We start from the raw sequence: 23,452 nt of genomic DNA on the forward strand, positions 1-23,452 counted from the left end.
ACACGCAAGGCCCACGATTCACACCCAACGCCGAAGGCCGCTAGCCGGCGTACCGCCGCAGCAGGCTCCGGGTGCGGGCCCGGCCCTCGTCCGAGGTGTCGAACGCGTAGCCGACGAACTCGTCGACACCGGCCGCCCGCAGTTCGTCGAGGCGTTCCGTGACGGTCGCCTCGTCGCCGATGAGGGCCGCATCCTGCGGGTCGCGGTAGCCCTCGCGATCGAGCATTGCCCGGTATGACGGCAGTTGCCCGTAGAGCACGAACTGCTCGGCGGCTTGCGCGCGCAGTCCGTCGACGTCATCGGTGACCGCGATCGGCAGCGAGGCCGCTACCCGCACCGCGCCCTCCGGGCGGCCGGCCTCGGCGGCCGCGTTGCGAAGGGTGGGCCCGACGTGTTCGGCGAGGGTCTTCGGTCCGGTCATCCAGGTCTCGGTCCCCGCGCAGCGCCGACCCGTCAGCCGCAGCAGCTGCGGGCCGAGGGCCGCGATATACACCGGAGGCGTCGGCGCACCGGGAACGCGCACCGATCCGCGGGTGGTCACCGTCTCACCCGTGGCGTTGGCGTCCTTACCGTCCAGCAGGGGCAGCAGGCCGTCGAGGTATTCGCCGAGTCGGCGCACCGGCTTGTCCCACGGAATCCCCCACATTCCCTCGGTGACCATGCGATGGGTCATGCCCAGCCCGAGGGTGAATCGGCCGCCGGAGATCAAACTGAGGGTGAGCGCGCGCTGCGCCATCAGCATCGGCTGCTGGTTCTGGATCGGCAGCACACCCGTCGCGACCTCGATCCTGTCCACCTCGCGGAACGCGACCGCAAGGACGGTCAACACATCTGCCTGCCAAGGCATTTGGGCCACCCAGACCCGCCGGAATCCCTCGTCGCGCAGCGTCGCAAGCTCCGACACGAAGTCGTCCACCAGCGACCGCGCGGGGTCGTCGCCGAGAAAGCAATTCACGCTGATTTGCACCCTATGTTCCTCTCTTTCGCCCCCTGAAAGATGCTACTTCCGCTACCGGCAGTAGCGGAATACAGTGGGTGGGTGGCGACCGGCGATGACGGCAGGCACCTGCGCACCTGCCCACTGTGTGAAGCGATGTGCGGCTTGGAAATTCAGGTCGAGGGCGGCAAAGTCACCAGCATTCGCGGCAACCGCGACGACGTCTGGAGCCGTGGGCACCTCTGCCCGAAGGGCGTGTCGCTGGCCGCGGTGCACGAGGACCCGGACCGCATCAGGCACCCGATGATCAAGGTCGACGGGCAGTGGCAGGAAGTCAGCTGGGACGCGGCGTTTCGTCGCTGCACCGAACTGCTCACACCGGTGATCGAAAAGTACGGGATCGGTGCGGTCACCGCCTATACCGGTAACCCGCTGGCGCACTCGTTTTCGCTGGCCCGATATGCGGGCGTGCTGATGGGCATGTCCGGGATGCCGGTCACCTACTCGCCCGGGACCGTCGACCAGTGGCCGAAGAATCTGTCGTCGCATCTGATGTACGGCCTGTGGTGGAACTTCCCGGTGCCCGACATCGAGCGCACCGACCTGATGGTGATCATGGGCGCCAACCCCGCCGCGTCGCAGGGCTCGCTTTTGGCCGCGCCCGACGTGATGGGGCTGATCAACGGGATTCGCAAACGCGGCAAGGTGATCGTCATAGACCCGGTGCGGACCCAGACCGCCGTCCAGGCCGACGAGTGGCTCCCAATCGTTCCGGGCACCGACGCGGCGCTGTTGCTGGCCGTTGCGCACACCCTCTTCGACGAGGACCTGGTCGACGCCGGACCGCATGTCGACGGTCTCGACACGATGCGCCGGGTCGCCGCCGAGTGGCCGCCGGAGCGGGTGAGCGCGGTCACCGGCATCGACGAAGACCGCATACGCCGGCTGGCCCGCGAACTCGCCGGCACCGAGCGATCAGTGGTGTACGGGCGAATCGGCCTGTGCAATCAGGAGTTTGGCAGCCTGGCCAGCTGGCTGGTCGACGTGATCAACATTCTGACCGGCCATTTCGACACGCCCGGCGGCGCGATGTTCCCCAAGCCGGCGGCCTGGTCGATCACCACGCAGCCACTGCCCGGCCTGGAGGGCGGCCTCCCGGAATTCGGGCGCTGGCGCACCCGGGTGCGCGGCGCGAAGGAGGTTCTCGGGCAGGCCCCGGTGTCGTGCATGGCCGAAGAAATCGCGACACCCGGCGAGGGGCAGCTGAAGGCGCTGATCACGGTCGCCGGCAACCCGGTGCTGTCGACTCCCGGCGGCGACAAGCTCGACGAGGTGCTGCCGATGCTGGAAGCGATGATCTCCGTTGACCTTTGGCTCAACGAGACGACGCGGCACGCGGACGTGATCCTGCCCGGGCTGTCCCCGCTCGAGCAGCCGCACCACGACGACCTGATCCTCCTCTTCGCGATCCACAGCATCGCCAACTACTCGGCGCCGGTATTCGACCCGGGCGACCGCCCGCACGAATGGGAGATCCTCATCCGGCTGACCGGCCTGTGCACCGGGACACCGGCCGAGGACGTCGACGTCGCCGCCATCGACGACGGGTTCTTCGACTACCTGGCCTTCACTCAAGGCGTCGACGGCGCGGAGATCCGCAAGCTCTACGATCACGGCGGGCCCGAGCGGATGCTCGACCTCACGCTGCGAACCGGGCCGTTCGGGGACCAGTACGGCAAGAACCCAGGCGGGCTGACGCTCGACATGCTCAAGGCGAACCCGAACGGCATCGACTTCGGGCCGATGGTGCCGCAGCTGCCCGATATCCTCGGCACCCCCGACAAGAAGATCCGCCTCGCGCCCCAATACCTGCTCGACGACCTGCCGCGGCTGGCGGCACGCATGGAGCGCCCGGCCGAGCCGCTCGTCCTGGTCAGCCGCCGGCACCTGCGATCGAACAACACCTGGATGCACAACGTGCCCGCGCTGATGAAGGGCAAGGATCGGTGCACCTTGCTGATCCACCCCGACGACGCGGCCCGCTGCGGAGTCTCCGACGGCGACATCGTGACGGTGAAATCGGCGGCCGGTGAGATCAAGGTGCCCGTCGAGGTCACCGACACGATCAAACCCGGCGTCGTGTCGATGCCGCACGGCTGGGGGCATGGTAAACCGGGCACCCGCATGTCGGTGGCCAACGGTTCACCGGGCGCCAACACCAACGTGCTGTCCCCGCCGACGTTCCTCGACGAGCCTTCCGGCAACGGCGCCCTCAACGGCATCCCGGTGACCATCATCGACGATCAAGCCCGGTTTCGGTCCGCGCAAACGGTTTGAGCGATGCGCGATTTCACAGCTGATCGCTAACCACGATCCAGCGCGCTGCTAACACCGACCCGCACCATGGCGGGATGGCGGCAAACAGGCAATTCATACTGATGCAAACGTTTTTCGCCGGGGTGGCGACCTTCGCTACGCTGGCGCTGTTTCACGCTGTGCAGCCCGATGACACGAAAACCGTTGGGACAGATACGAGTTTAGCGGACCGGAGCTTCGCCACGGATGGCGACGACGACGAAGCCCAACTGCAACAGCAGCTGCAAATTCAACAGGAGATTCAACAGTCCGAGCAACAGGCCGAACAGCAAGAGCAACTCGACCTTCAGGAGGCCCAGCAAGCCGAGCAGCAGGGCCAACAGGTCGAGCAGCAGGCCACCCTGTCGGTCCCCGGAAACTGAACGCCGCCTTGGGCTACGCCTAGCGATGTCAGGGAGCGACGGGACGGTTCGTCCACTCCCGGTCGGCCCGGCGCGACGAGCGGAACCAGCCGCCCGCCGCGCCGGTGCCGCCGTCCGTCGGGATGGTGTGGCCGGTGACGAACGCCGACAGCTCCGACGCGAGGAAGAGGATCACGCGAGCCTGGTCCTCGGGTAATCCCATCCGCCCGACCGGCACCCACTGCGGCCACTGCGTCTGCTCGTCCGGGGACAGCCACTGCGAGTACGGGACCTGCAGCGATTCGGTGACGTCGGGGCCGATCGCGTTGACCCGCACCCCGTCCCGACCCACCTGCACGGCCAGGCTGCGCGTGAAATGGATGACGGCGGCCTTGAAGGCGGCGTAGACCGGATCCTCGGGATAGCCGCGCAACCCCTCGACCGATGAAACGTTGACGATCGCCCCGGCACGCTGCTCGATCATCGCGGGCAGGAACGCGTGCGTGACGAGAAAAACGTGGTGCAGGTTGATGCGGTACAGGTCGTCCCACAGGTGTGGATCGGTGTCGACGAAGCTGCCCGGATGCCGCAACCAGTGGCCCACGTTGTTGACCAGCACGTCCACCCGGCCGTAGCGATCCAGCACGGTCCGCGCCAGCGCGCTGACCTGGTCCTCGTCCCGGACGTCGGTCACGGCCGCCAGGCCCGAGCCGCCCGAGGCCGCGATCTCGTCGACGACTCGCTCGGCGAGGCCGGCGTCGATGTCGGCGACGACCACCCGGGCGCCGTGCTGGGCGAACAGGCGTGCGGTTGCCGCGCCGATACCACCGCCGCCCCCGGTCACCACCGCGACCCGGTTGGCCAGCAGCGCGCCGGCCTGCATCGCCTCTGTCATGGTCATATCTTGAGGCACCCGGGACGCGGCGGGCGGTATTACCCAACTTCCGCTGGCACCAAACAGTGAGGAAGCCAACATTTGCCCGGGATTCATCGGGCGTTTTTCCCGATTTGGGCCGGGTACCCCCTTTACCTCTACGAAAGTTGAATACAAATGCTGACCAAGCCAGACCGACGCCGAATATTGCCAAGCCACGCAATGAATCGGCGAGTGCACCATCGGCACAGTCCGCAATCACTTGCGGTGTCGTTGGCCAGTCGGCTTATCGTCAAGAACATAGTGCGCGCGTGGGCCATTCAGCCGAATTTGCATTGGCCGCTGGGGTACGTCGACGAGATGGCCGGTTTGCTGCCGCATTTCCCGTCCTCGGCGAGCATTGAACAGCTAAGGCTTGACGGCTGCGCCGCCGAATGGGTTCGCGCACCCGGCGTCTCGTCCGACCGCGCGATTCTCTACTTCCACGGCGGCGCGTTCCTGACCTGCGGCCTCAACACCCACCGATCACTGGTGACCCGTCTGTCGAAAGCGGCGGACGCCGCGGTGCTGACCGTCGGATACCGCAAGCTGCCGTCCCATCAGATCGCCGACGCGATCGAGGACGGAATGTGCGGACTCCGCTGGCTGCAGGACCGCGGCTACGACGGGAACCGGGTGGTGGTGGCGGGCGACTCGGCCGGCGGATACCTCGCGTTCATGACCACCCTCGCCGCCATCCGGACCGGCCTGCTCAGGCCGGCCGGCGTCGCCGCGATCTCGCCGTTCACCGACGCGGACCCCACCCGAAAACTGCGGCACCGCAACGCCCGCCGGTGTTCGATGTTCACTCGCGGTGCGCTCTCGATGTTCGCCCGTTACCTCGGCGAGGTGCGCGTTCCGCAGGGCAACGGCACGTCCACCCGCCGCGTCGAGTCTCCGGTCGATGCGGACCTCTCCGACTTGCCGCCGGTCGCGATCCATGTGAGCTCCGACGAACTATTGCTTCCCGACGCCGAGCTCATGGCCGAACGGTTGCAATTCAGCGGAGTTCGCTGCGACCTTCACCTGTGGGACGGCCAAATCCACGACTTCCCGTTGGCGGCCGACGTATTGCCGGAAGGCCGGCGGGCCATTCGCTATCTCGGCGATTTCATCAAAGAGGTCACCGGGGAAGTGAAGTCCGTGCCGTACGGTGTCGCGCGGCGGGATAGTCGCTATTCAGGGATAGATGTCTTTGGCGGCCCCGGATCGGGCCGTCATTCGCGTCGTTGGGGTTCCTCGAGATCGGGGCGGGGAAGGACGGTTACCGCTGTTGCTGCCGCTTGGAAGCCGTCGTCTCCAGCGGCATCTACGTCGCCGTCCCGCACAACCCGAGGTCGTGCCGGGCGTTGACTACTTGGCCTGCAATCGGGCCGGCTGCCGATACAGTTGGTCATCGTGAGCCCACCAGCCCCGCCAGTGCTGACCGTGCGGTACGAGGGATCGGAGCGCACCTTCGCAGCAGGCACCGACGTCGTAATCGGGCGTGATCTTCGCGCGGACGTCCGCGTCGCACACCCGCTGATCTCCCGGACGCACCTCATCGTGCGATTCGACCAGGGGCGATGGATCGCCATCGACAACGGCAGCCTCAACGGGCTCTACGTCCACAACCGTCGCGTGCCGGTCGTCGACATCCAGGACGGCCTGCGGGTCAACATCGGCAACCCGGACGGACCGGCGCTGACCTTCGAAGTTGGCCGCCACCAGGGTTCGGCCGGGCGGCCGCCCCTCACCACGTCGATACCGATTTACACCGCGGGCACGCCGAGCGCCCCCGCGTCCCAGAGCCAGCCGCAGCAGGTCGGGACGCCCTGGCCCGGCCAGCCCCAGCAGACGCCGTCGGCTCCGGTCCGCCAGCCGACGCATCCGCCGAGCGCGTCCAGGCCGATCCATCCGCCCAGTGCTCCCCAGCCGATGCATCCGCCCAGCGGGCCGCAGCCGATCCATCCGCCCAGCGGGCCGCAGCCGTGGCAGCCGACCGGTGCACACCCGACGGGAGCGCCCAGCGAACCGCAGCAGGCGCCGAAGATCTACCGGGCACAACCCATGCAGGTGCCGCCCGCTGAGTCCGAGACGGGCCGCGTCGGCGATGCCGCGAACATCGCGACGTCGATGATGAAGATCCTGCGGCCGGGTCGAACCGGGTTGGTGTCGTTGCCCGGCGCGGTCAAGATCGGCCGCGCCAACGACAACGACATCGTCATCCCCGAGGTGCTGGCATCGCGCCACCACGCGACCCTGATCCCCACGCCGCAGGGAACCGAAATCCACGACAACCGCAGCATCAACGGGACTTTCGTCAACGGCGCCCGGGTCGATTCGGCCGTGCTGCACGAGGGCGACGTCGTCACGATCGGCAACATCGACCTCGTTTTCGCCGGCGGCACGCTGGCCCGGCGCGACGAGTCCGCGACCGCGACGCGCACCGGCGGCCTCGACGTTCGCGGGGTGACGTGGACGATCGAGAACAACAAGGTGCTGCTCGACGACATCTCGCTGGGTGCGCAGCCCGGAACGCTGACCGCCGTCATCGGTCCGTCGGGGGCGGGAAAGTCGACGTTCGCGCGGTTGGTGGCCGGCTACACGCACCCCACCAAGGGCACGGTGTCCTTCGAGGGCCACAACGTTCACGCGGAATACGCCTCGCTGCGCAGCAGGATCGGGATGGTCCCTCAGGACGACGTGGTGCACGGGCAGCTGACGGTGCAGCAGGCGTTGATGTATGCAGCCGAGTTGCGGCTGCCCCCGGACACCACCAAGGACGACCGCGCGCAGGTGGTCGCGCGGGTGCTCGAGGAACTCGAGATGACCCAGCACCTGCACACCCGGGTGGACAAGCTGTCCGGCGGCCAGCGCAAGCGCGCGTCGGTGGCGCTGGAGCTGCTGACGGGGCCGTCGCTGCTGATCCTGGACGAGCCGACGTCCGGCCTGGACCCGGCCCTGGATCGCCAGGTGATGACGATGCTGCGGCAGTTGGCCGACGCCGGTCGTGTGGTGCTCGTGGTCACGCACTCGCTGACGTACCTGGATGTCTGCGACCAGGTCTTGCTGCTGGCGCCCGGCGGAAAGACGGCGTTCTGCGGGCCGCCAAGCCAGATCGGTCCGGCGATGGGCACGACGAACTGGGCCGACATCTTCAGCACTGTCGCGGGCGACCCCGACGGCGCCAAGGCCCGCTACCTGGCGCGGACGGGACCGCCCCCGCCGCCACCGCCGGCGGAGAAACCCGCCGAGATCGGCGACCCGTCGCACACCAGCCTGTTCCGGCAGTTCTCTACGATCGCGCGGCGGCAGGTGCGGCTGATCGTGTCCGACCGCGGCTATTTCGTGTTCCTGGCGCTGCTGCCGTTCATCATGGGCTCGCTGTCGATGTCGGTGCCCGGTGATGTGGGCTTCGGCAGGCCGAACCCCATGGGCGCGGCGCCCACCGAACCGGCGCAAATTCTGGTGCTGCTCAACGTCGGCGCGGTCTTCATGGGAACGGCGCTGACGATTCGGGATCTCATCGGGGAGCGGGCGATCTTCCTGCGCGAGCAGGCGGTCGGCTTGTCGACGTCCGCCTACCTACTCGCGAAGGTGTTCGTCTATACCGTGTTCGCCGTCATTCAGTCCGCGATCGTGACCGTCATCGCGGTCCTCGGGAAGGGCGGCCCGACGCAGGGTGCGGTGGCGCTGGGCATTCCCAACCTGGAGCTCTTCGTCGACGTCGCGATGACGACCGTCGCCTCGGCGATGCTCGGGCTGGTGTTGTCATCGATTGCCAGGTCGAACGAGCAGATCATGCCGCTGCTGGTCGTGGCGGTGATGTCGCAGCTGGTGTTCTCCGGCGGCATGATTCCGGTCACCGATCGCCTCGGGCTGGACCAAATGTCTTGGGCCACACCGGCCAGATGGGGCTTCGCGGCGTCGGCCTCCACCGTCGACCTGCTCAGCCTGCAGGACAAGGTTCCGCAGACGCCGCACGACTCGCACTGGCGTCACACGGCCGGCGCGTGGTGGTTCGACATGGGCATGCTGATATTGCTCTGCGTCGTGTACCTGGGGTTCGTGCGCTGGAAGATTCGCCTCAAGGGCGGCTGAGCCTCATCGGCGTTTGAGTGTGCGCTGGCGGTTTTCGGTCTGCGTCCGGGGCGGTGAAGTCGCGATCTTCTCGCCCTGGCTTCACGCTGAGAGCACTGGGTTCACACTCAAAGCACTAGGCGCCTTTTCGCACCGCCTGCTCGGCGGCGGCGCGCATCCGGTCCGACAGCTGAAGCAGGGCATGCTCGCCGACCCCGTGTGGCACCGTGTAGGCAAGTTGCCGTAACTCAAGGGCGCAATCGCGCAACTCCTGGCGGAGGCGGGTCTCAAGGGTGGGCATGGCTTCTTCCTCTACGCGTGGCGGCTGAGAGAAATTTTCTCAGCCCGCCCACGGATCCGCGATCGGGGCGAAGCGTTTTTACGGGAGATTGACAGGGTTTTTACATCTGGTGAACGGGATCCAATTCGACGCGCAGCAGTGCGCCCCGGCGCGTGATGCCTTGCGGGGGAGCGGTGGTGCCGCCGTCTGTCGTGACGAAGGCGACGCGTCCGTGCTCGCCGGGGCCGCGTCCCCACGCGGCGCTGGACGGTCCGACGAGCATTTCATCGAACGGGTCGCCGGCGATGTGGCGGACCTCGCTGCCGTGCCGCGGCGCGAGCGGCACCCGATCGATGGTGTTGGTGCGATGCCTTGTGACGTAAGCGAATCCGGCGTCCTCGTCGAGGCAGAAGTCGTCGGCATTGTCGATCGCGGCGACGAACTGCGGCGCCCCGGCTGGATCGAGGGTGGATGAATCCACGGGGACGCGCATGAACACCTTCTGCGCGGTTGAGGTGTAGTACAGGTATCCGGTCTGCGCCCCGTAACGCACCCCGTTGACCCCCGGCTGCGGCGGCGGGGGCACGCCGCTGTCGGGATCATCGCCCATCGTGTCGTCGGCGAGCCACACCCGGGCCGTCGCGCTGCGGGCGTCATCGGCCAGGTCCACGCGCCAGATCAGTCCGGCAAAACAGTCGGCGATCGCCAGTACGTTCGGCCCGAGCACGCAACTGCCATTGAGGGCGCGGACGCGGTCGTCGAACGTGAACATGAGCTCCGGCGATAACGGCGCTCCGGGGGCCCACCCATTGAAATCGATTCGGGCCAAATGCGATTCATGGGTGGTGTAGCCCTCGGTGAGGCAGACCACGAACACGTCGGGCGCCACCTCCGCGATGCCGGTGATCGGGTGGTCGAAGGTATGCGCCAAAACCGGTTCGGCGACCGCTCCGGGCTCCGTGGGCCGAACCCACCAGAGCTCTTTGTGCACGACATCGGTGACGAGAATCGACCCGTCGGCGCGCACGGCGAGGTTTTCCGGGAAGTACCACTGCGGGAAGAAGGCGACGGGCGTCATCGTGACGGCGGGCAGTGGTGGCAGGGCCATCCTCATTGCGCCAATCCCTGGGCATTGGCCGGGACGTCGAAGGCGCTCAGCGTCATACACACCATGGTGAACCAGCCCAGCAGCACGGCGACGTCCACGATGCCCGCGTAACCGAGCAACTCCGTGGCGCGCCGGTACAGGCCTAGTGGCACGACGCGTGCGGCGACCAACGCCGATGCCAGCTCGTAAACCACCTGCTGGCGCGGGTCGTCGAAAGACGTTGGCAGCCCGGCGATCATCGCTTCGACCCGCCGCGGGTCCAGGCGGCCATCGCGCTCCGCGATGATCTCGTGTTCGTAATTGGCGTATGGGCTGCGCCACCGGGCGTTGACGATGGTGGTCGCGATCTCGATCTCGGCTTTCGTCAGCGTCGACTCGCGCTGGAAGTAGGCACCGGTCGGGACGATCGTCTTCGACAGCGTGGGGTTGGCGAGCCAAATCTTGTGCGGACCGGGAACCAGCCCCCGCAGTTCGCGGGTGAAGTTATAAGCCTCTTTCATCTGCGGCGACATCTCGCCGACCGGCGTCTCGACGAACCGGCCGAATGTGCCGAAATCTGATCTGTCATCCACCGATCAGAAGTACCGCGGTGCCGGGCTGTCGAAACAGGATCGCCGCGCTGCGGCTCAGGGGCGCACCGCGACGAAGGTCTCGTTGGGCACGCCGGCGGCCAGCCCGTCGACGTCGAAGGGTTCGCGCAGCCGCGCGCGCAGCTTCGCGGGGTCGAGGAGCAGGCTGATCTCGGCGGTCTGGCGCGCGAACAGGCGTCCGAAAAGCGGGTACAGCCAACGCATCAACGCCCGTTCGGATCGGCTGCACCGCGCCGCGCAGTAGCCGACGTGGCCCAGCTCGTCGGTGAGGATCTCGGTGTAAAGCCGGTCGATCCGGGCGGCCACGTCCGGCTCGTCGGCGAACAACTCGACGCCAACCCGGCGCAACTCGTCAAACATGATGCAGCCCGCCATCTCTCCGGCGCCCACGAACGGGAACCCGATTCGCTCGGGCAGGAAAACTTCCATCTTGACGAATTGCCGCATCACGAACGGCGGCACGACGACCTGGAACGGCAGGCCGAACATGTCCAGCACGTAGCTCAAGAGCCGGGTGTGGTAGTGCTCCTCGAGCGCCAGGTACACCCGCTCGGGCGGCTGGTCCGCGCCGCCGATCAGTCCATACGCATCGCCCAGGTCCACGCCGAATCGCTCCGTCTGGTTCAGTTTCGCGGTGGCCAACAGGAACAGCATCTCGGGGGAGAGCCCCGCTTCGGGTCGGCGGCGGCGCAGGTTTCGCAGGAACACGCGCTGATCGATGGGCCGGCTGGAGCGAACCGGGTCGGCCACCAGCGACGCGAAGAAATCCTCCCGGCTGGACAGCCGGCGATGCAGCAGATCCGCGTCGCCGTCCCGACGGACGAGAAAGTCCCGATAGCCCTCGATGGCCGTGCTGGTCATGATGCCTCCATTCCGTCGACGATGGTCTTGACGTATCGGTCCAGGAGCGCCACGCGTGACCGGTGCGCCGTTGCCGCGGTGACCAGCAATGCGAACAGCCCGGTCAAGAAGATGGCGCCGAGTTCGCCGGCGTCCGCGTCCGGCGCCACCCGCCCGGCGGCCTGCGCTTCCGCGATCGCGGCGATGACGAACTCCGCCAGCGGGTGCTCGGCCAGCTCGTCCTCGATGGGGCGCGTCGCGGAGAAGTGCAGCGCGAGCATGTCCCTGAAGACGACCGGCCCGAGCCGCTCCTCGGCGGCAAGCACCTGGCGCACGAGCGAAGTAAGCATCGACCTCAGGTCGCCCGGCGCGCCGGTCTCCGTGGCGAGCATCGCCACGATCTTGGCCTCTTCGTCGCGTTCCAGCTCGGCCAGCACGTGTTCCTTGGTCGGGAAATGGAAATAGAACGTGCCCCGCGCCACGCCGACCGCCGAAGCGATCGCGGCGACGTCGGTGCCCGCCAACCCCGACCTCCCGATCTCGGCGACGGCGGCGTCGAACAGGCGAGCGCGCGTCTGCAGCCGCTGCGCCTCCCTCGCGCTCACCACCTGCGTCACCGACGGCATACGAGCGAACGTACCGGGTTCATTGACGCGCGTCAATGACGACCGTCAACGAGCTGCGGGGGAATCGCAAGCCTGGTTAATGGAACGGATATCTGGCGCCGGCCATCGTGGCTGAGCACACTGAGAGGGCACGTCACCTGATGTGGGGCAAAGGGGCCGCGATGGATTTCGAACTCGACGCCGGGCAACGCGCCTGGCTGGCCGAGGTTCGCGAATTCCTCCAGGAGAACGTCACCGCGGAACTGCGGGCCGAACTCGCCGAGCATGACCTTGAGTTCCCCGACGGCGAAGTCGCCCGGTTTCGCCGCAAGATCGGCGAAAAAGGCTGGTTCGGGCTCAACTGGCCGCGCGAGTACGGCGGGCTGGGCCTCGGCGCCGTGCACCAGCACCTGCTGATGAGCGAGTTCGAATACTGGGGCGTGCCCGGGCCCGACCTGACCGTCACCTCGGTAGCGCCGATGATCATGCGGCACGGCACCGAGCGGAACAAATCCGAATGGCTGCCACCGATCGCCAGGGGCGAAATGATCTGTGCGGTCGGCTATTCCGAGCCCGACGCGGGCACCGACCTGGCTAGCCTGCGCACCCGCGCGACGCGCGACGGGCGGGACTGGGTGATCAACGGCACCAAGACCTGGAACAGCGGCGCCCAGCGCGCCACCCACGAGTGGCTGTGCGTGCGCACCGACCCGAATGCCGCGCGCCACCGGGGGATTTCGGTCATCATCGTGCCGATCGACAGCCCGGGCGTCGAAATCCGCCCGCTGTACGCGTGGTCGGGCTATCGCACCAACGAGGTGCACTTCCGCGACGTGCGCGTCCCCGTCACCAACCTGATCGGCGAGGTCAACCGGGGCTGGACCTACATCACCGGCGCCCTCGACCTCGAGCGCGGTGCGCTGACCAACGCCGGCGATCTGCGCCGCGCCGTCGACGATCTGCACGCCCTGGCGCGAAGCCCGCGCCGCGACGGCTCGGTGCCGGTGCGAGACGGGGCGCTGCGCCGCCGCCTGGCACGAGTCGAGGCCGACGTGGAGGCGGCCACGCTGATGGGCTACGAGGCCGCCTCGATCCTGGACGGCGGCGCTATCCCGACCGTCGAGGTCAGCGTCGAGAAGGTCTTCACCAGCGAGTTGCGCCAGCGCATCGCCGAATTGGCGCTCGATCTCCTCGGGCCGGACGGCCTGCTGGCGCATCGCGGCCCGGACGCGCCGCTGGCCGGCAAGTTCGAACGGCTCTACCGGGCCGCCCCGCTGATGCGCTTCGGTGGCGGCACCAACGAAGTCCTGCGCGACATCATCGCCCAGCGCGGCCACGGGATGCCGTCGTATGGACGTTAGGCCGACCGCCGAGCGGCGCGAGTTCGCCGCGACGCTGCGCGCGCTGCTGGCCGCGGAGAGCCCGATCAGCCTGGTCCGCGGCCTGACCGAATCGGGCGCGGAACGAAGCACCCCCGCGCTGTGGAAGGCGTTGGCCGACGCCGGTGTCTTCGGGCTGGCCATCGCGCAGCAGCACGGCGGCTCCGGGGGATCGGTCGAAGATCTCGCCGTCTTCTACACCGAGGCGGGGCGCGCCCTATGCCCGACGACGGCGCACAGCACGATCCAGGCCGCGTTGGCGATCGATCAGCTCGGCCGCCAACCCGCCAAGGCCGAGTGGCTGCCGCGGCTGACGAGCGGCAGCCTTCGCGGCGCGACCGCGCTGTGGAACGCCCGCGACGCCGCCGTCATCACCCCGGTGCTTGGCGCCGAACCCGACTCGACCGGTGGCTGGCGGCTCACCGGCACGGCGGACTACGTCAGCGACGCCGACGTCGCCGACGTCGTCGTGGTGTCGGCCGCCGCCGGCGCGCGCACGCTGGTCTTCGTCGCGGACGCGCATGCAAACGGCCTAACCGTCGAGCCGCTCGCCATGGCCGGCGGCCACCGGGCCTGCACGGTGCGCTTCGACGGCGCGGTCGTCGACGCCGACGCGCTGCTCGGCGACGTCGACCGGCCGGGCCTGCGGCGCGTCGCCAACACCGCGGTGGCGCTGGGATCCCTCGACCTCGTTGGGGTCGGGCAGGCCGCGCTGGATCGCACCGTCGAATACACCAAGCTGCGCCACCAATTCGGACGCCCGATCGCGTCGTTCCAGGCGGCCCAGCACCTGGTCGCCAACATGCACATCGCCTTGGCCGCCGCACGATTGGCCGCGCACTCCGCGGTCTTCTGGCTGGCGCGCGGTCAGCTGGCCACCCGGCAAACGGCGATCGCGCGCATGCACGCCGCCGCCGCGGCCCGGCTGATCACCCGGGACGCCCACCAATTGCACGGCGGGATGGGCTACGTCACGGAAACCGACCTGCACCTGTGGAGCGAGCGGGCGCGACTGGGGTCGACGCTCGGCGGGGGAGCCGACGTCGCCGCGGCCTGGCTGGAGGAGAGCATGAATGAGTGAGGACAGCTTGATCGACGCCGAATCGGCGGCGCGCGTCGGCACCGTCGCCGCGTCCGGCACGGGCGAGGTGAACCGTCGCGATTGGCAGCGCTGGGCCGCGGCGGTCGGTGACCACAACCCGTTATGGTTCGACCCGGAGTTCGCCCGCGCCAACGGCTTTCGCGACATCATCTGCCCCCCGCTGTTCCTGCAATACGCCGTCCTGGGTGTCACGCGGCTGGACGGGCTGCGCCCCGACGGATCCTCCGGTGCCGCCTCGGGCAGCCTCGCCTTTCCGCGCGCCCCCAAGCGGATGGCCGGCGGCGAGAGCTTCACCTTCCACCTGCCCGCCTACCACCGCGACGAGATCGAGATGGTCCGCACCATCGAATCCATCGTCGAAAAGCAGGGTCGCTCAGGAAGATTTGTGCTGGTCAGCTGGCACACCGTGTACCGCAACCAGCACGGCGATCTCGTCGCCGAAGCGTCGACGTCGATGATCGCGCGGCCCTAGGAGCGCCATGACCGACCAAGTGTTCTACGAGGACGTCGCCGTCGGCGACCGGATGCCCACGCTGACGGTCACCGTCGACGAAACGCAGCTGTTCTTCTTCAGCGCCGCCACCTACAACGGCCACCGCATCCACTACGACAAGGAGTGGGCCCGTACCGTCGAGGGCTACGACGACGTGCTCGTACACGGGCCACTGCAGGCGGCACTGCTGGCCCGCGCGATCGGCGACTGGATCGGCGGACGCGGCCGCCTGGTGTCCTTCTCGGTACAGAACCGGGCCGTCGCCTATCCCGGCCAGCCGCTCAGCTTCGGCGGCGAGGTGACGGGCAAGCGCCTCACCGAGAGCGGCGCGGGCCTCCTGGATCTCGAGATCTCCGGCCACCGCGACGACACCGTGCTGATGCCCGGAACGGCGACCGTCGAGCTGCCCCGACGCGGAACCCCGTCGTGACCGGGCTGCGCGGGGAAGCGGCGATCATCGGGATCGCCGAGCTGCCCGCCGAACGGCGCCCGACCGGGCCGCCACGGTTCACCCTCGACCAGTACGCGTTGTTGGCGAAGCTGGCCATCGAGGACGCCGGCGTCGACCCCGGCTGCGTCAACGGCCTGCTCACCCACGGGGTGGCCGAATCGGCGATGTTCGCCCCGGCCACGCTGTGCGAATACCTCGGCATGGCATTGGATTTCGGTGAGCGGGTGGATCTCGGGGGAGCCACCTCGGCGGGAATGGTGTGGCGCGCCGCGGCGGCCGTGGAGCTCGGCATCTGCGACGCGGCACTGGCCGTCGTCCCGGGGTCGGCCGCCCTGCCGCAGTCCCAACGGCGGCCGCCGCCCGCACCGAATTGGTATGGGGCGTCATCGAACACCTACGGCTCCCCGCAGGCCGAGTTCGAGATCCCGTACGGCAACGTCGGCCAGAACGCCCCCTACGCGCAGATCGCCCAGCGCTACGCGGCCGAGTTCGGCTACGACGCCGCCGCCGTCGCCAAAATCGCGGTCGACCAGCGCGCCAACGCCTGCGCGCATCCGGGCGCGGTGTTCCACGGAACCCCGATCACGGTTGACGACGTTCTCGCCAGCCCGATGATCGCCGATCCCATCCACATGCTCGAGACGGTGATGCGGGTGCACGGGGGAGCCGGGGTCCTGGTCGCCAGCGCCGACATCGCGCGCCGAAGCCGCAACCGCCCCGTCTGGATCACGGGCTTCGGTGAGCACATCGCGTTCAAAACCCCGACCTACGCCGACGACCTGCTGCGCACGCCGATTGCGCGCGCCGCCGAGAAGGCGTTCGCGATGGCGGGGCTGGACCGGTCCGATGTCGACGTCGCCTCGATCTACGACTGCTACACCATCACGGTGCTGATGAGCCTGGAGGACGCCGGCTTCTGCGCCAAAGGCCAAGGCATGTCCTGGGTTAGCGACCACGATCTGACTTACCGCGGCGACTTCCCCCTCAATACCGCGGGCGGTCAACTGTCCTTCGGTCAGGCGGGGATGGCCGGGGGGATGCACCACGTCGTGGACGGGGCGCGTCAGGTCATGGGCCGGGCCGGCGACGCACAGGTGCCCGGCTGCGACGTCGGGTTCATCACCGGCAACGGCGGGATCATGAGCGAGCAGGTCGCCTTGCTGATCCGGGGGGACTAGCGTGACCGCCGAATACCCCGTGCCCGAGCCCACGCCGGTCTCCCAACCGTTCTGGGACGGCCTGCGCCAGCACCGAATCCTGGTGCAGTACTCGCCGTCGCTGCAACGCCACGTCTTCTACCCGCGCAGCCTGGCCCCCGGTTCGCTTGCCGACGACCTGGAATGGCGCGAAATCGACGGCGCCGGAACGCTGTACACGTTCACCGTCGCGCGCCGACCCACCGGCCCGCCCTGGGCCGACGCGGTGCCGCAACTGCCCGCGGTGGTGGCTTGGGACGCCGGGCCACGGATCAGCACCGAATTGGTGGACGTCGACCCGGCCGGCATCCGAATCGGAATGCGGGTCACGCCCGTGTTTTACGATCTGCCCGAGAGCGGAATCACCTTGCTGAAGTATCGGCCGGCGTGACCGGCCCAGCGGCGGAGGCCACCATGGACGACCCGATCGACGGCGTCGTGCAGGCGATGCTGCGCGAACTGAACGACGGATTCCCGCGCGTCGAGACCATGACCGGACCCGAAGCCCGCGCCGCGGTCGCCCAACGACGGCTGCCCGTCGAGAACGTCGGCGACGTTCGCGACACCATCGACCACGCGATCCCGGGCCCGGCGGGCGCCCTCCCGGTGCGGATCTACCACCCGCACGGCGAACCGTTCGGCCGCCGCCCCGGGATCGTCTTCTACCACGGCGGCGGATTCGTGTTCTGCGACATCGAATCCCACGACGGCTTCTGTCGCGCCCTGGCGCGCGGCGCCCAGGCCGTCGTCGTGTCCGTCGGCTACCGCCTGGCCCCCGAACACCCCGCACCCGCGGCCGCGCTCGACGCCTTCGCCGCGTACTGCTGGGTGGTAGAACACGCGGCCGGGCTCGGCATCGACCCCATGCGGACGGCGGTCGCCGGCGACAGCGCCGGCGGGAATCTCGCGGCCGTCACCGCGATCCTGTGTCGCGAACGAAGCGTCTCCCCGCCGGCCGCCCAGCTGCTGCTCTACCCGGCCATCGACCCGTCGTTCGACACCGACAGCTACCACCGCTATGGCACCGGATACTTCAACACCCGCGCCGCGATGCAGTGGTACTGGCGGCAATACCTCGGCGCCGACAGGCTCGTCGACCCGCCCTACCTGGTGGCGCCCGCCCGCGCGGATTCTCATGCGGACCTGCCCCCCGCGGTGATCGCGACCGCCGGGCTGGATCCGCTGCACAGCGAAGGATGCCACTACGCGCACCGCCTGCGCAGCGCCGGGGTACCGGTCGTGCACCGCGATTTCCCGGGATTGTTCCACGGGTTCATGACGATTCAATCCTTTCCGCCGGCGGCCTCGGCGCGCGAGATGATATGCGGCGACCTGCGCGGGCTCCTCGCGCCGACGCGTTGCGAGGCGACATGACCGATACGGACGTCATCGTCGTCGGCGCGGGGTTCGCCGGACTGTATGCCGTGCACCGGGCGGCCTCGGCGGGGCTGTCGGTGATCGGCATCGAGGCGGCTCCCGACGTGGGCGGCACCTGGTATTGGAATCGCTATCCTGGCGCACGGTGCGACGTCGAAAGTGTGGACTACTCATACTCGTTCGACGAGGAACTGCAGCGGAGCTGGACCTGGACAGAACGCTTCGCCGCGCAGCCGGAGATCCTGGCCTATCTCCGCCACGTCGCCGACCGGTTCGACCTGCGCCGCCACTACCGGTTCGGCGTCCACGTGGTCGGCGCCGACTTCGACCAGGACGACGGGCGCTGGCACGTGCGCACCTCCGGCGGCCAGGAGCACGCCGCGCGTTATCTGTTGTGCGCGACGGGCTGCCTTTCGGCGGTGAACCGCCCCGACATCCCCGGCGCCGGCGACTTCGCCGGCGAGGTGTACTTCACGGCCGAGTGGCCAGACGAGGATCCGGACCTGCGCGGCAAATGGGTGGGGCTGATCGGCACGGGTTCGTCTGGCATTCAAGCGGTTCCGGTCATCGCCGCCGAGGCGGAGCGGCTGGTGGTGTTCCAGCGCTCGGCGAACTACAGCATCCCGATGCCCAACCGCCCATGGTCTCCCGAGGAACAGCAACAGATCCGGGAGGACTACCCGGAGCGCCGCCGGCTGTCGGCCTACGCCTCGGCGGGCACGCCGCACGGCACCTACCACAAGAAGGCGATCGACACCGAACCGCAGGAGCGCCTCGATGCCCTGTGGCGGCGCTGGCGCGAGGGCGGCGTGCTGTTCGCCAAGACCTTCCCCGATCAGAACAGCGACCCGGCGGCGAACGACATCGCAAGGGAATTCGCCGAGGAACGCATCCGGGAAATCGTGCACGATCCCGTCGTCGCGGCCGATCTCATACCGGTCGACCACCCGATCGGGACCAAGCGGATCTGTACCGACGCAGGTTATTACGCGACGTTCAACCGCGACAACGTCCGGCTGGTGAACCTGCGCCGCGAGCCCATCGACTCCATCACCGGTGAGGGCGTGCGAACCAGCGAAGCCACCTACCCGTGCGACGTGCTGGTCTTCGCGACCGGCTTCGACGCGCTGACCGGTGCGCTGACCCGGATCGACCCGTGCGGGCCCGGCGGAGTGCGGCTGCGCGACGTGTGGGCCGACGGCCCGCTGACGTTCCTCGGCCTGATGGTGCCGGGCCTGCCCAACCTGTTCACCATCAGCGGGCCCGGCAGCCCGTCGGTGCTGGCCAACATGGTGCTGCACGCCGAGGTGCAGATCGACTGGGTGATCGAACTGATGCTCACGGCGCGCCGACTCGGCCTCAGCGAGGTGGAACCGCGCCGCGACGCCGCCGTGGCCTGGACCCGCCACGTGGCACAGGCCGCCGACCAGACGCTTTTCCCCAAGGCCGCGTCGTCGTGGTACCTGGGCGCCAACATCGAAGGCAAGAAGCGCGTATTCATGCCCTACGCCGGCGGTTTCGGTAACTACCGGCGCCACTGCGACGCGGTCGCCGCCCACAACTACGCCGGGCTGGTGCTGACCACCCGATGACCGAGACTGTGCAGCAGCTGCTACGCGAACGCCGCAACGACGACACTGTCGCGGTCGTCCACGCCGACCGGACGTGGACCTGGCGGCAACATCTGGCCGAGGCCGAGGCCGAGGCGGCCGCGCTGATCGGCCTCGCCGACCCCGCCCGTCCGCTGCACGTCGGCGCGCTGCTCAGCAACTCCCCGGCGATGCTGCGCGCCATGGCCGCCGCCGCGCTGGGCGGCTACGTGTTGTGCGGGATCAACACCACCCGGCGTGGGCCAGGGCTGCTCGCCGACATCCGCCGATCCGACTGCCAGATCCTGCTCGTCGACGGCGAGCACCTGCCCCTGTTGGAAGGCCTGGCGCTCAACGGGATTCAGGTCATCGACGTGGGCTCGACGCGTTACGCCGACGCGGTCGCCGCGGCCCCGGCCCTCGTTCCGCATCGCGAGGTCACCGCCGCGGACACCCTGATGATGATCTTCACCTCCGGCACCAGCGGAGACCCCAAGGCCGTCCGATTCGCGCACGGCATGGCGATCATGTGCGGGACCAGCCTGATCTGGCAGTACGACGTCACCGCCGAGGACGTCTGCTACCTGGCCATGCCGCTGTTTCACTCCAACGGGATCGCCGCCGGATGGGCGGTCGCCATCGGCAGCGGCGCCACGATGGTGCCGGCCAAGTTCTCGCCGTCACGCTTCATCGACGACGTGCGCCGCTACCAGGTGACCTACCTGAACTATGTCGGCAAGCCGCTGGCGCTGATCCTTGCCACGCCCGAACGTCCCGACGACGCCGAGACCTCGCTGCGGATCGCGTTCGGCAACGAGGCGACCGATCGCGACATCGACGAGTTCGCACGGCGTTTCGGATGCCGCGTCATCGACAGCTTCGGCTCCAGCGAGTTCGCGGTGATCGTCGTGCGCGAGGACGGCGCCCCACCCGGCTCGATCGGCAAGCCCTACCCGGGAGTCAGCATCTACAACCCGCGAACCCTGACCGAGTGCGCGGTGGCGGAGTTCGACGACCACGGCGCGCTGACCAACTTCGACGACGCCGTCGGCGAACTCGTCAACACCCAGGGCGCCGGACCGTTCACCGGCTACTACAACGATCCCGCCGCGACGGCCGAGCGCATGCGGCACGGCATGTACTGGTCGGGCGATCTGGCCTACCGCGACGCCGACGGCTGGATCTATCTGGCCGGGCGCACCGCGGACTGGATGCGGGTGGACGGCGAAAACCTGGCGGCCGCGCCGATCGAGCGGATCCTGGAACGGCTGCCGCAGGTCGGTCAGGTCGCGGTTTATGCGGTGCCCGACGACCGGGTCGGCGACCAGGTGATGGCCGCACTCGTGCTACGCGACGAAACCCCCTTGAGCCCCGATGATTTCGAGAAGTTCCTCGCCTCGCAGCCCGACCTGTCGCCCAAGGCGTGGCCGCGCTACGTGCGGATCAACGACGACCTGCCCGCGACCGCCACCAACAAGATCCTCAAACGGGAGTTGATCGCCGCCGGCATCACCGCGCAGGGTGGGATGCTGTGGACCCGCGCGACGCGCGGCACCACCTACAGCGTGACGCCGTGACTCACCCGGCCTCGGCGGGCGCAATCTGGCTGAACTGTTCGGTGGCCGCTAGGGCGGGCTTCCACCATTTCGCCAGGGCCAACAGTTCGGTGACCTCCTCGTCGAGGGTTGTCGCCCGGGAGCGCAGGATCGTTGCCACGTCGGGGGATCCGGGCGTGGCGTCTGCGGTTTTGGCTCTGGCGGCGTGAGCCAGTTGTAAGGTTTGCGACGCCGCGTCGTGTTCGGCGGTTGGCACGGCGTTTGCCTGGAGGAACCCGGCCAGCTCGTGCGGCGCTATGTCGCGGAAATAGGGACGCAGGTGCAGGATGGCGTCGCGGATTTCGATAATTGTTTGGTGTAGCTGCAGGGTGGTCTTTTGAAACCGATAATTGTCGTCGTCGAGGTTGAAACTGCTTTCCGGGACCACCGTTGTCAAGCTTGCCCTTAAGGCGGCCAAGTTTTTCCAGGAGCGGCTGGTGGGATCCAGTCCGAGGTACCGCAGCACTCGCGCTACGAGCGGAACAGCTCCGAAGCCATACACGATGACTGCTATGCAAAAGGCCTCAAAGCCGTGCAACCAGAGCCGGAACCTCAGGGTGTCGGTCCAGCCGAGCTGATCGGTCGCGGCAGAGACCAGCGCTTCCAGGCAGGCTGCTGCGGTCAGCACACCGACCAGTAGCCCGCCGACGGCGAGGAAGAGGTCACGTTTCTGGGTGCTCTTTCGCACCTCGGCTGCGAACATCCAAATAGCCCGAACCGCCAGCAGGAGAATCATGGCCGTATAGAAGCTGCAGGCCAAGACTCCGTCCCAGCCGCCGGCGACTTCAAGGGTTTGACCGGCAACGCGGGCACGGGTCGCCGCGACCAGGTATGCCACGCATAATATGACCGCGGCCAGGCGGTAATAGCGGTGACCCCGGCGCGTTTCGACCGGTGAGAGCCGAGTCCACAACATCGTGAAGCCAATGAATTCGGTGGCGGCGAAGATCATTGCCGCGGAAGATAATTGCTGGGCGGTGGTGACGGTCAACAGAGCCCGTTTGGACAGCATGACTTCTACTTCGTGCTCACGCAGGAGCTCGATCAGCAGGATCCAGGCCATCAGATTGCTGTAGTACCTCTCGTAGAGGTTGGTCCTGCACCAGCGGAAGCGCGCGGCGAGAAGCACCGCCATGGCGATGATCACGGGCCAGGCGATGAAGCCTGGGACGGTGGAGGTCATCGCCGATGGAAGAAGGCGCTACGCATCATCATCGACGAGCGTTCGTTGGCTTCGGCGGCCGCGATCATCAGCAGGGAAGCGAACATTTCGGCATCGCGCTCTTGCTCGCTGCCGCCATTGCTGCGCCCGAGCACCGCGTGCACGGTTTGAGGATCGATATCGGGCAAGACCTGGCGGCACAGGTCGTGTTCCCGCCCCTTGTCTGCGCCGAAAGCAGGACTTCGGTGGTGACCTAGGAGCATGTGCCCGATCTCGTGGCCGACGATCTGGTCGATGTGGTAGTCGGTGGTCCCGATCTCGTGCAGGATCAGGTCGTCGTTGTCGCGAGCCAGCCACAGCCCGCATGGACTGTCGGCCAGAGCGGCGGTGTCGGTCGGAATCAATCTGATTGGGCGGCCGCGCAATTCGGCCAGATTGCGGATGAACACGTCCCTGTCCCAGGGGACCGGGATCGGTTGGCGACGTGCCAGCGCCAAGATGTCACCATTCGAAAGTGTCATTTACGCCTCCCCCTCACCGGCGCCCGGGTGCGCGATCGGCGGAAGCCGCTCAAGTTCGCGAACGCGGTCAAGAATCAGGGCCACACTGTTGAGTGCCTGCGGAGTAAGGCCGCTCGCACGCATGGCCAAGTCCCGTACGCCGTTATCACGCAACGCTTGCAGAAGATTGAGTTGGGCATCGATCTGCGCGTCCGGATCGCGATCAATGAGATAGCTGGCCGGTACCCCGAAAAACTCGGCGATGGCGCGCAAATGTTGGACCGTTGGGTTGTCCTTGACTCCGCTTCTCAGCTGCCAGAGGTATGCCGGGCTGATCGAGACACCGGTTTGGGTGGTGATCGCGGCCGCGGCGGCAGCATTCGACAGCGGCGGCGTGTCTGGCCGACGCATGATCTCGAAGAGCTTGTTCAGGCGGGCCGCCAGGTCGCCCTTCTCCACGCCTTGCGCATCCCCGTGGCCGCCCATGTGTACTCCCGTTTATCATGACCGCTATCGGCATGTACTCACGTTACTCAACTGGGGATGGTACGTCGGG

At 68.0% G+C, this 23,452-nt stretch carries 22 protein-coding genes and 1 pseudogene; 13 read left to right on the plus strand and 10 right to left on the minus strand.

Annotation, left to right across the window (positions count from 1 at the left end):
• Positions 1-40: 40 nt before the first annotated feature.
• Positions 41-967: a TIGR03564 family F420-dependent LLM class oxidoreductase gene (locus N415_RS16340; RefSeq protein ID WP_068183868.1), complete on the minus strand. Its 927-nt coding sequence runs from the start codon at positions 965-967 to the stop codon at positions 41-43.
• A gap of 72 nt (positions 968-1,039) precedes the next feature.
• Between N415_RS16340 and N415_RS16345 the strand changes: the two genes are divergently transcribed.
• Positions 1,040-3,274, plus strand: coding sequence for a molybdopterin-dependent oxidoreductase (locus N415_RS16345; protein WP_152531425.1), 2,235 nt, complete (start codon positions 1,040-1,042; stop codon positions 3,272-3,274).
• Positions 3,275-3,348: 74 nt separating this feature from the next.
• Positions 3,349-3,675, plus strand: coding sequence for a hypothetical protein (locus N415_RS16350; protein ID WP_068183869.1), 327 nt, complete (start codon positions 3,349-3,351; stop codon positions 3,673-3,675).
• A gap of 28 nt (positions 3,676-3,703) precedes the next feature.
• On the opposite strand, the gene N415_RS16355 is transcribed toward N415_RS16350, so the two are convergent.
• The gene (locus N415_RS16355; protein ID WP_068184027.1) at positions 3,704-4,549 is read right to left on the minus strand and encodes an SDR family oxidoreductase; all 846 of its coding nucleotides are present in this window, start codon (positions 4,547-4,549) and stop codon (positions 3,704-3,706) included.
• A 201-nt stretch (positions 4,550-4,750) separates the two neighbouring features.
• Between N415_RS16355 and N415_RS16360 the strand changes: the two are divergent.
• Positions 4,751-5,695 (plus strand): annotated as a pseudogene (locus N415_RS16360) (alpha/beta hydrolase); the annotation flags it as partial.
• A gap of 261 nt (positions 5,696-5,956) precedes the next feature.
• Positions 5,957-8,650, plus strand: a complete 2,694-nt coding sequence (locus N415_RS16365; protein ID WP_239645595.1) for an FHA domain-containing protein — start codon at positions 5,957-5,959, stop codon at positions 8,648-8,650.
• Positions 8,651-8,765: 115 nt separating this feature from the next.
• Here N415_RS16365 and N415_RS32270 read toward each other — a convergent pair whose 3' ends face one another.
• The 5 genes from N415_RS32270 to N415_RS16385 all read right to left on the minus strand — a co-directional run bounded on the left by N415_RS32270 (position 8,766) and on the right by N415_RS16385 (position 12,073).
• On the minus strand, positions 8,766-8,930 hold the full coding sequence (locus tag N415_RS32270) for a hypothetical protein (RefSeq protein WP_193376463.1): 165 nt from the start codon (positions 8,928-8,930) through the stop codon (positions 8,766-8,768).
• Positions 8,931-9,030: 100 nt separating this feature from the next.
• Complete coding sequence (locus N415_RS16370; protein WP_239645596.1) at positions 9,031-10,023, minus strand: hypothetical protein; 993 nt, start codon at positions 10,021-10,023, stop codon at positions 9,031-9,033.
• Complete coding sequence (locus N415_RS16375) at positions 10,020-10,589, minus strand: carboxymuconolactone decarboxylase (RefSeq protein ID WP_068183876.1); 570 nt, start codon at positions 10,587-10,589, stop codon at positions 10,020-10,022. Before N415_RS16375 ends, N415_RS16370 begins: the two co-directional genes overlap by 4 nt.
• A gap of 54 nt (positions 10,590-10,643) precedes the next feature.
• Positions 10,644-11,468: a hypothetical protein gene (locus N415_RS16380; protein ID WP_068183879.1), complete on the minus strand. Its 825-nt coding sequence runs from the start codon at positions 11,466-11,468 to the stop codon at positions 10,644-10,646.
• Entirely contained in the window at positions 11,465-12,073 is a 609-nt protein-coding gene (locus N415_RS16385) for a TetR family transcriptional regulator (RefSeq protein WP_068183882.1), read from the minus strand. The genes N415_RS16380 and N415_RS16385 overlap by 4 nt, the downstream gene beginning before the upstream one ends.
• Before the next feature lie 161 nt (positions 12,074-12,234).
• Here N415_RS16385 and N415_RS16390 point away from each other — a divergent pair, with 161 nt between their 5' ends.
• From N415_RS16390 to fadD1, 9 genes are read left to right on the plus strand one after another with little or no spacing between them, the layout of a single operon-like run.
• The gene (locus N415_RS16390) at positions 12,235-13,413 is read left to right on the plus strand and encodes an acyl-CoA dehydrogenase family protein (RefSeq protein WP_068184031.1); all 1,179 of its coding nucleotides are present in this window, start codon (positions 12,235-12,237) and stop codon (positions 13,411-13,413) included.
• On the plus strand, positions 13,403-14,512 hold the full coding sequence (locus N415_RS16395) for an acyl-CoA dehydrogenase family protein (RefSeq protein ID WP_068183885.1): 1,110 nt from the start codon (positions 13,403-13,405) through the stop codon (positions 14,510-14,512). The genes N415_RS16390 and N415_RS16395 overlap by 11 nt, the downstream gene beginning before the upstream one ends.
• The gene (locus N415_RS16400; protein WP_068183888.1) at positions 14,505-15,005 is read left to right on the plus strand and encodes a MaoC family dehydratase N-terminal domain-containing protein; all 501 of its coding nucleotides are present in this window, start codon (positions 14,505-14,507) and stop codon (positions 15,003-15,005) included. Before N415_RS16395 ends, N415_RS16400 begins: the two co-directional genes overlap by 8 nt.
• 7 nt (positions 15,006-15,012) lie before the next feature.
• Positions 15,013-15,456, plus strand: coding sequence for a MaoC family dehydratase (locus N415_RS16405; protein ID WP_068183890.1), 444 nt, complete (start codon positions 15,013-15,015; stop codon positions 15,454-15,456).
• Positions 15,453-16,655 (plus strand): thiolase family protein, encoded by a 1,203-nt coding sequence (locus tag N415_RS16410; RefSeq protein WP_068183894.1) that lies wholly within the window; start codon positions 15,453-15,455, stop codon positions 16,653-16,655. The genes N415_RS16405 and N415_RS16410 overlap by 4 nt, the downstream gene beginning before the upstream one ends.
• Position 16,656: 1 nt before the next feature.
• Positions 16,657-17,064, plus strand: coding sequence for an OB-fold domain-containing protein (locus tag N415_RS16415; protein ID WP_068183897.1), 408 nt, complete (start codon positions 16,657-16,659; stop codon positions 17,062-17,064).
• Complete coding sequence (locus N415_RS16420; protein ID WP_239645597.1) at positions 17,061-18,047, plus strand: alpha/beta hydrolase; 987 nt, start codon at positions 17,061-17,063, stop codon at positions 18,045-18,047. Before N415_RS16415 ends, N415_RS16420 begins: the two co-directional genes overlap by 4 nt.
• Complete coding sequence (locus tag N415_RS16425; RefSeq protein WP_068183899.1) at positions 18,044-19,642, plus strand: NAD(P)/FAD-dependent oxidoreductase; 1,599 nt, start codon at positions 18,044-18,046, stop codon at positions 19,640-19,642. Before N415_RS16420 ends, N415_RS16425 begins: the two co-directional genes overlap by 4 nt.
• Complete coding sequence (gene fadD1, locus N415_RS16430) at positions 19,639-21,216, plus strand: fatty-acid--CoA ligase FadD1 (protein ID WP_068183902.1); 1,578 nt, start codon at positions 19,639-19,641, stop codon at positions 21,214-21,216. Before N415_RS16425 ends, fadD1 begins: the two co-directional genes overlap by 4 nt.
• A gap of 1 nt (position 21,217) precedes the next feature.
• On the opposite strand, the gene N415_RS16435 is transcribed toward fadD1, so the two are convergent.
• Genes N415_RS16435 through N415_RS16445 form a run of 3 tightly spaced genes read right to left on the minus strand, consistent with a single transcriptional unit; the run spans position 21,218 to position 23,382 of the window.
• Complete coding sequence (locus N415_RS16435; protein WP_068183905.1) at positions 21,218-22,417, minus strand: DUF6545 domain-containing protein; 1,200 nt, start codon at positions 22,415-22,417, stop codon at positions 21,218-21,220.
• Positions 22,414-22,917: a hypothetical protein gene (locus N415_RS16440; protein ID WP_068183908.1), complete on the minus strand. Its 504-nt coding sequence runs from the start codon at positions 22,915-22,917 to the stop codon at positions 22,414-22,416. Before N415_RS16440 ends, N415_RS16435 begins: the two co-directional genes overlap by 4 nt.
• The gene (locus N415_RS16445; RefSeq protein ID WP_068183911.1) at positions 22,918-23,382 is read right to left on the minus strand and encodes a helix-turn-helix domain-containing protein; all 465 of its coding nucleotides are present in this window, start codon (positions 23,380-23,382) and stop codon (positions 22,918-22,920) included.
• Positions 23,383-23,452: the final 70 nt, after the last annotated feature.

The organism is Mycobacterium sp. UM_CSW (assembly GCF_000455205.1).
Taxonomy (GTDB): domain Bacteria; phylum Actinomycetota; class Actinomycetes; order Mycobacteriales; family Mycobacteriaceae; genus Mycobacterium.

Excerpts from the sequence above, each read along its gene's own strand:
- N415_RS32270 (WP_193376463.1), bottom strand. The coding sequence starts at position 8,930 with ATGCCCACCCTTGAGACCCGCCTCCGCCAGGAGTTGCGCGATTGCGCC.
- N415_RS16425 (WP_068183899.1), top strand. The coding sequence starts at position 18,044 with ATGACCGATACGGACGTCATCGTCGTCGGCGCGGGGTTCGCCGGACTG.
- N415_RS16350 (WP_068183869.1), top strand. The coding sequence starts at position 3,349 with ATGGCGGCAAACAGGCAATTCATACTGATGCAAACGTTTTTCGCCGGG.
- N415_RS16380 (WP_068183879.1), bottom strand. The coding sequence starts at position 11,468 with ATGACCAGCACGGCCATCGAGGGCTATCGGGACTTTCTCGTCCGTCGG.
- N415_RS16395 (WP_068183885.1), top strand. The coding sequence starts at position 13,403 with ATGGACGTTAGGCCGACCGCCGAGCGGCGCGAGTTCGCCGCGACGCTG.
- N415_RS16355 (WP_068184027.1), bottom strand. The coding sequence starts at position 4,549 with ATGACAGAGGCGATGCAGGCCGGCGCGCTGCTGGCCAACCGGGTCGCG.
- fadD1 (WP_068183902.1), top strand. The coding sequence starts at position 19,639 with ATGACCGAGACTGTGCAGCAGCTGCTACGCGAACGCCGCAACGACGAC.
- N415_RS16440 (WP_068183908.1), bottom strand. The coding sequence starts at position 22,917 with ATGACACTTTCGAATGGTGACATCTTGGCGCTGGCACGTCGCCAACCG.
- N415_RS16370 (WP_239645596.1), bottom strand. The coding sequence starts at position 10,023 with ATGAGGATGGCCCTGCCACCACTGCCCGCCGTCACGATGACGCCCGTC.
- N415_RS16435 (WP_068183905.1), bottom strand. The coding sequence starts at position 22,417 with ATGACCTCCACCGTCCCAGGCTTCATCGCCTGGCCCGTGATCATCGCC.
- N415_RS16445 (WP_068183911.1), bottom strand. The coding sequence starts at position 23,382 with ATGGGCGGCCACGGGGATGCGCAAGGCGTGGAGAAGGGCGACCTGGCG.
- N415_RS16400 (WP_068183888.1), top strand. The coding sequence starts at position 14,505 with ATGAGTGAGGACAGCTTGATCGACGCCGAATCGGCGGCGCGCGTCGGC.
- N415_RS16405 (WP_068183890.1), top strand. The coding sequence starts at position 15,013 with ATGACCGACCAAGTGTTCTACGAGGACGTCGCCGTCGGCGACCGGATG.
- N415_RS16390 (WP_068184031.1), top strand. The coding sequence starts at position 12,235 with ATGGATTTCGAACTCGACGCCGGGCAACGCGCCTGGCTGGCCGAGGTT.
- N415_RS16385 (WP_068183882.1), bottom strand. The coding sequence starts at position 12,073 with ATGCCGTCGGTGACGCAGGTGGTGAGCGCGAGGGAGGCGCAGCGGCTG.